This is a genomic window from Actinophytocola xanthii (genome assembly GCF_001921205.1).
Lineage (GTDB): Bacteria > Actinomycetota > Actinomycetes > Mycobacteriales > Pseudonocardiaceae > Actinophytocola > Actinophytocola xanthii.
The window spans coordinates 1-6,289 of the sequence record NZ_MSIE01000145.1; the positions used below are offsets into that span (position 1 = coordinate 1).

Genomic DNA, 6,289 nt, shown 5'->3' on the forward strand with positions numbered 1-6,289 from the left:
TCGACGCCGACGCCGGCGGCGGCCACCTCGACAGCGACATCCAGGTTTTTTCGACAGCGGAAACATCGAGGTCAGGCGCTCCTGACCGCCTCCGGGAACGATCCGGCGCCGTCCCGCGTTGAAGGAGTCAGGAAGGTTGAGTGTGACCGGCTCAACTCTGGTTTGACGAGCCGGCTCCCTCGTCGGCAAACTTGAGCGGCAGGGACTCAACCCACACAGGTAAGAGCAGCAGGAGGAAATCCAATGGCGCGAGCGGTCGGTATCGACCTGGGGACGACCAACTCCGTCGTCGCCGTCCTCGAGGGCGGTGAGCCGACGGTGATCGCCAACTCCGAGGGTTCGCGGACCACCCCGTCCGTTGTGGCCTTCGCCAAGAACGGCGAGGTACTGGTCGGCCAGCCGGCGAAGAACCAGGCTGTCACCAACGTGGACCGCACGGTCCGGTCGGTCAAGCGGCACATGGGCACGGACTGGACCACCGAGATCGACGACAAGAAGTACTCGCCGCAGGAGATCAGCGCCCGCGTGCTGATGAAGCTCAAGCGGGACGCGGAGTCCTACCTCGGCGAGCCGATCACCGACGCGGTGATCACCGTCCCGGCCTACTTCTCCGACGCCCAGCGGCAGGCCACCAAGGAGGCCGGGCAGATCGCCGGCCTGAACGTGCTGCGGATCGTGAACGAGCCGACCGCGGCCGCGCTGGCCTACGGGCTGGACAAGGGCGAGAAGGAGCAGACCATCCTCGTCTTCGACCTCGGCGGTGGCACGTTCGACGTGTCGCTGCTGGAGATCGGCGAGGGCGTCGTGGAGGTCCGCGCGACCTCCGGTGACAACCACCTCGGCGGCGACGACTGGGACCAGCGCATCGTCGACTGGCTGGTCGACAAGTTCAAGCAGTCCTCGGGCATCGACCTGACCAAGGACAAGATGGCCCTGCAGCGCATCCGTGAGGCGGCGGAGAAGGCCAAGATCGAGCTGTCCAGCTCGAACAGCGCCGGCATCAACCTGCCCTACATCACGGTCGACGCCGACAAGAACCCGCTGTTCCTGGACGAGACGCTGTCCCGCGCCGAGTTCCAGCGGATCACCAGCGACCTGCTCGACCGCACCCGTGCACCGTTCAACACCGTGATCAAGGACGCTGGCATCAAGGTCGGCGACATCGACCACGTCGTGCTGGTCGGTGGTTCCACCCGCATGCCGGCCGTGTCCGACCTGGTCAAGGAGCTGACCGGCGGCCAGGAGCCGAACAAGGGCGTGAACCCGGACGAGGTCGTCGCGATCGGCGCGACCCTGCAGGCCGGCGTGCTGCGCGGCGACGTCAAGGACGTGCTGCTGCTGGACGTCACCCCGCTGTCGCTGGGCATCGAGACCAAGGGTGGCGTGTTCACCAAGCTCATCGAGCGGAACACGACGATCCCGACCAAGAAGTCGGAGATCTTCTCCACCGCGGACGACGGCCAGACCACGGTCGGCATCCAGGTCTTCCAGGGTGAGCGCGAGATCGCGGTGCACAACAAGAAGCTGGGCACCTTCGACCTCACCGGCATCCCGCCGGCACCCCGGGGCGTCCCGCAGATCGAGGTCACCTTCGACATCGACGCCAACGGCATCGTGCAGGTCAGCGCGAAGGACCTGGGCACGGGCAAGCAGCAGTCGATGACGATCACCGGCGGCTCCGCGCTGCCGAAGGACGACATCGACCGGATGATCAAGGACGCGGAGGCGCACGCCGAGGAGGACAAGCGCCGCCGCGAGGAGGCCGAGGTCCGCAACCAGGCCGAGACGCTCGTCTACCAGACGGAGAAGTTCGTCAAGGACAACGACGAGAAGATCCCGACCGAGGTCAAGGACAAGGTCAACAGCGCGATCCAGGACGCCCAGGACGCGCTCAAGGGCAACGACACCGCGACCATCAAGGCCGCGATGGAGAAGCTCGCCACCGAGTCGCAGGCCATGGGCTCGGCCATCTACGCGCAGACCGGCGCGCAGGCGGGCGAGGGTGCCGGCGGCGGTGCCGGTGCTGGTGCGCCGGGTGGTGAGCAGGCCGCGCCGGGCGCCGACGACGTGGTGGACGCCGAGATCGTCGACGAGGACGGCAAGAAGTGACCTCCGACCACCGAACCGACGAGAACTCCGGAGAGGAGCCGCGAGTCGTCGTGCGCGACCGCCGTCGAATCGACCCGCAGACCGGGCAGGTCCGCCCGGCGTCGGAGGAACCGGCGCCGGGCGAGCCGGGGCACGAGCAGGTCACGGACCAGGGTGGCCAGGTGTCCGACGAGGCGCCCAGCCAGGAGGCGGAGCTGAAGGCGCAGCTCGACGAGCGCACCGCCGACCTGCAACGCCTCCAGGCCGAGTACGCCAACTACCGCAAGCGGATCGACCGCGACCGGGAGGCCGTGGTCACCCAGGCCAAGGCGTCGGTGGCGAGCGAGCTGCTGCCGGTGCTCGACGACATCGAGCGGGCTGCCCAGCACGGCGACCTCACCGGCGCGTTCAAGGCGGTGGCCGACAAGCTCGCGGCCACGCTGGAGCGCGTCGGGCTCGAGGGCTTCGGGCACGACGGCGAGCCGTTCGACCCGTCGGTGCACGAGGCGGTCCAGCACGACACCTCGCCCGACGTCCCCGGCCCGACGGTGACCGCGGTGCTGCGCCGCGGCTACCGCTTCGGCGACCGGGTGGTGCGTGCGGCGCTGGTCGGCGTCACCGACCACGAGCCGGCGGCGGCGCCGGCGGCGCCCGGGCCGTCCGCCGAGGGCGGCGGCACGGGCGACTGGTTCGAGCCGACCGGGGCGGACACGCCTCCGGCCGGCCGGGCCGACGAACAGAACTGACGAGGAGGGAGGGGACGTCCGGTGAGTGCGAGGGACTGGATCGACAAGGACTTCTACCACGAGTTGGGCGTCTCGTCCGGCGCCAGCGAGAACGAGATCAAGAAGGCGTACCGCAAGCTGGCGCGTGAGCTGCACCCCGACGCGAACCCGGGCAACGCCCAGGCCGAGGCCCGCTTCAAGGCGGTGTCCGAGGCCTACGGCGTGCTCGGGGACGCGGAGAAGCGCAAGCAGTACGACGAGGCCCGCCGGCTCTTCGGATCCGGCGCGTTCCGCCCGGGCGGCGGCGGGTTCGGCGGGTTCGGCACCGGCGGGACCAACTTCGACTTCGGCGACATCTTCAGTGGCCAGCAGGCCGGTGCGGCCGGCAGCGGTGGCATCAGCGACCTGCTCGGCAACCTGTTCGGTCGGCGGGCCGGGGCCACCGGTACCACCAGCCGGCCACGCCGCGGCGCGGACGTCGAGACCGAGGTCCGCATCGACTTCGTCGAGGCGGTCAAGGGCGCGACGGTCCCGTTGCGCCTGTCCAGCCCCTCGACCTGCTCGACCTGCCAGGGCTCCGGCGCGCGGCCCGGCACCACCCCCCGTACCTGTCCGACCTGTTCGGGCGCGGGGCTGGTGAGCCGCAGTCAGGGCGCGTTCGCGTTCAGCGAGCCGTGCCGGGACTGCCGCGGCACCGGGCGCATCGTCGACGACCCGTGTCCGGAGTGCGGCGGCGACGGGACAAGCACCAAGACCCGCACGCTCACCGTCCGCATCCCGGCCGGCGTCGACGACGGGCAGCGGATCCGCCTGGCCGAGCAGGGCGAGCCCGGCTTGAACGGGGCCCACGCCGGCGACCTGTACGTGCTCGTGCACGTCAGCCCGCACCCGGTCTTCGGCCGGTCCGGGAACGACCTGACGGTCAAGGTCCCGGTGACGTTCCCCGAGCTGGCGCTCGGCACGACGCTGACCGTGCCGACGCTCGAGGACAAGGTGTCGCTGCGGGTGGCACCGGGCACGGCGAGCGGGCGGGTGCTGCGCGTGCGCGGCAAGGGCATCCACCGCCGGGATGGCCAGGTCGGCGACCTGCTGGTGACCCTGCAGGTCACCGTGCCGTCGAACATGGACGAGAAGGCCAAGGCGGCGCTGCGCGACTACCTGGCCGCGACCGCGGGGCACGACCCCCGGCCGGAGCTGACTTCGATGCTGGAGAAACGGAGTGGGTCATGACCGGTATCCCGTTCCCACCCGGCGCCAACGAGGACACCCCCGTCTTCGTGATCTCCGTGGCCGCCGAGTTGTCCGGCCTGCACGCCCAGACCCTGCGCGGCTACGACCGCATGGGTCTGGTCTCGCCGGGCCGGACCTCGGGCGGCGGCCGCCGGTACTCGATGCGTGACATCGCACTGCTCCGGGAGATCCAGCGGCTCTCCCAGGAGCAGGGGGTGAACCTGGCCGGGGTCAAGCGGATCATCGAGCTCGAGAACGAGGTGAGCGCCCTGCGCTCGCGCCTGGCCGAGCTGACCGAGGAACTCGCCGCCGTGCACGCCGCCGCCGAACAGGCCGCGGCCGCGATCCACCGCTCCTACCGCAATGAGCTGGTGCCGGTCCGGCAGCAGACCGCGCTGGTCGTCTGGAAGCCGCGCAAGCGCTGAGGCGGCCGGTCAGTCCAACGTGAACGGGTCGTAGGTGATCCGGTCCAGCGGCGTGCCCGCGACCAGCATCCGGGAGACCGTCGAGCGCACCATCGCCGGCGAACCGGACACCAGCACGTCGTGGTCCTCCCACGCGCCGTACCGGGTGACCACGTCGGCCAGCGTCCCCTGCTCCGCGCCGTACGCGTGGTCCGACTCGAGGACCGGGACCAAGGTCAACCACGGGTTCGACGCCGCGAGCGCGTGCAGGTTCTCCAGGTCGTACAGGTCCGAGCGAACCCGGCCGCCGAAGAACAGCTGGACCCTGGGGTTCTCCCCCCACTTCGCCAGGTGGTCGATGATCGCGCGCATCGGCGCGATACCGGTACCGCCGGCGACCATCAGCACGTCGCGACCCGAGTGGCGGTCCACCCGCAGACGCCCCATGGGCGGGCCGATCCGCCACCGGTCGCCCGGCTCGGAGTAGCCGACCATCGCGCGGCTCACCCAGCCGCCCTCCACGGACCGGACGTGGAACTCCAGCATCCCGTCCTCGCGCGGAGCGGTGGCCGGGCTCAGGTACCGCCACATGCGTGGCCGCTGGGGCGTCTCGACGCTGACGTACTGGCCGGGGTGGTAGGCCAGCGGGAACTCCGTCCGGACCCGGATGACGGCCAGGTCGCGGGTGATGCGGTGGCGGTCGAGGACGGTGGCCGGCCACCAGGCGGGGTCGTCGTCGGCCGAGGCCGCCTCGAGCATCGCCCGAGCCATGATCGTGTACGCCTCGGCCCAGGCCCGCTCGACCTCGTCGGTCCACGCCTCCTTGGCGAACTGCTTGACCGCGGCCAGCAGGGCCATCCCCACGGCCTCGTAGTGGCTGGCGACCACGCCGAACTTGCGGTGGTCGCGCCCGAGCTGGCGCAGGAACGGGACCAGCTCGTCGGGCCGGTCCACCATCTGTACGAAGTGCACCAGCGCGCGCAACAGCCGGGAACGCTGGACCTGCATGTTGACCGGGAACATCTCCCGGGTCGCCGGCGCGATGGCGAACAGGGTGGCGTAGAAGTACTCGGCGACGCGGTCGGCCTGCGGCGCGACTCTGGCGAAGCTCTCCCGCACCAGCCGCACCATGGTGACGATGGGTTCTGGCGAGGCCTCGGCGCCGTTCCCGTGCGGGTACTGGGAAAGCGGGCTCACCACTGCGTTGGATGTCATGGCCGGGACACAGACTCCACCTCTCGACGTCCGGGGTGCGACGCCGTCGGCTGTTTTACTCGCCACCGGTTCCCCGACAGGCTGGACACTAGACGGAATCTCACCCGTTGTCGCGCTCCTGGCACATTGGTGCGAACCAGTGCTACGAAGAGTAGTGAATTTCTGCGCCGCAGGCGACATGCGGGGGAGTGGTTCACACGGTAGGCGGGCGTTATGAAAGCGTGTCCGCCGTGCGCCCAGACGCGGTAACCCCCACCGGCGTTGCCCCTCCAGCTCTGTTGGACCTCGAGTTCGCCGAGGATGGTGCAAGCTCCGGCCCTGGTCAGCCGGCCTCTCCGCCGCTCGCGGCCCCGGCACCACCGGTCGCGCCCACGCGCCAGATTCACCCACTCGGCCGAACCGCGGCGCCGTCCCGAGCTCCGCAGGCGCCACCGTCCCGACCGCCGGGACATCCCGCCGCCCCCCGACAGGCCCCCGCTCCCACCACGGCGGCCGTCGCTGGGAGCGCGAACGGCTCGGTGAACCCGTGGGCCCCGGTGACCGGTGGGGCGATCCCGCCGCACGGTCACCCCGGCGCCGGCCGTCCGGCCGCCGCGGGGGGCCCGGCGGCCGCCGGCGGGCCCGGGC

Annotated in this window: 5 protein-coding genes; 4 read left to right on the forward strand and 1 reads right to left on the reverse strand. The window is 70.9% G+C overall.

Annotated features, from left to right (window positions below; translation table 11 throughout):
- Positions 1-243: 243 nt before the first annotated feature.
- The 4 genes from dnaK to BU204_RS37360 are packed head-to-tail and all read left to right on the forward strand — an operon-like array spanning position 244 to position 4,468.
- Complete coding sequence (dnaK, locus tag BU204_RS37345; RefSeq protein WP_075124643.1) at positions 244-2,109, forward strand: molecular chaperone DnaK; 1,866 nt, start codon at positions 244-246, stop codon at positions 2,107-2,109.
- Positions 2,106-2,834 carry a nucleotide exchange factor GrpE gene (gene grpE, locus BU204_RS37350; RefSeq protein ID WP_083661060.1) on the forward strand — a complete coding sequence of 243 codons (729 nt, stop codon included), beginning with the start codon at positions 2,106-2,108 and terminating at the stop codon, positions 2,832-2,834. Before dnaK ends, grpE begins: the two co-directional genes overlap by 4 nt.
- Positions 2,835-2,855: 21 nt before the next feature.
- The gene (gene dnaJ, locus BU204_RS37355; protein WP_075124642.1) at positions 2,856-4,043 is read left to right on the forward strand and encodes a molecular chaperone DnaJ; all 1,188 of its coding nucleotides are present in this window, start codon (positions 2,856-2,858) and stop codon (positions 4,041-4,043) included.
- Positions 4,040-4,468 (forward strand): heat shock protein transcriptional repressor HspR, encoded by a 429-nt coding sequence (locus BU204_RS37360; RefSeq protein WP_075124641.1) that lies wholly within the window; start codon positions 4,040-4,042, stop codon positions 4,466-4,468. The genes dnaJ and BU204_RS37360 overlap by 4 nt, the downstream gene beginning before the upstream one ends.
- 9 nt (positions 4,469-4,477) lie before the next feature.
- On the opposite strand, the gene BU204_RS37365 is transcribed toward BU204_RS37360, so the two are convergent.
- Positions 4,478-5,578 carry a globin domain-containing protein gene (locus tag BU204_RS37365; protein WP_075124813.1) on the reverse strand — a complete coding sequence of 367 codons (1,101 nt, stop codon included), beginning with the start codon at positions 5,576-5,578 and terminating at the stop codon, positions 4,478-4,480.
- Positions 5,579-6,289 lie beyond the last annotated feature (711 nt).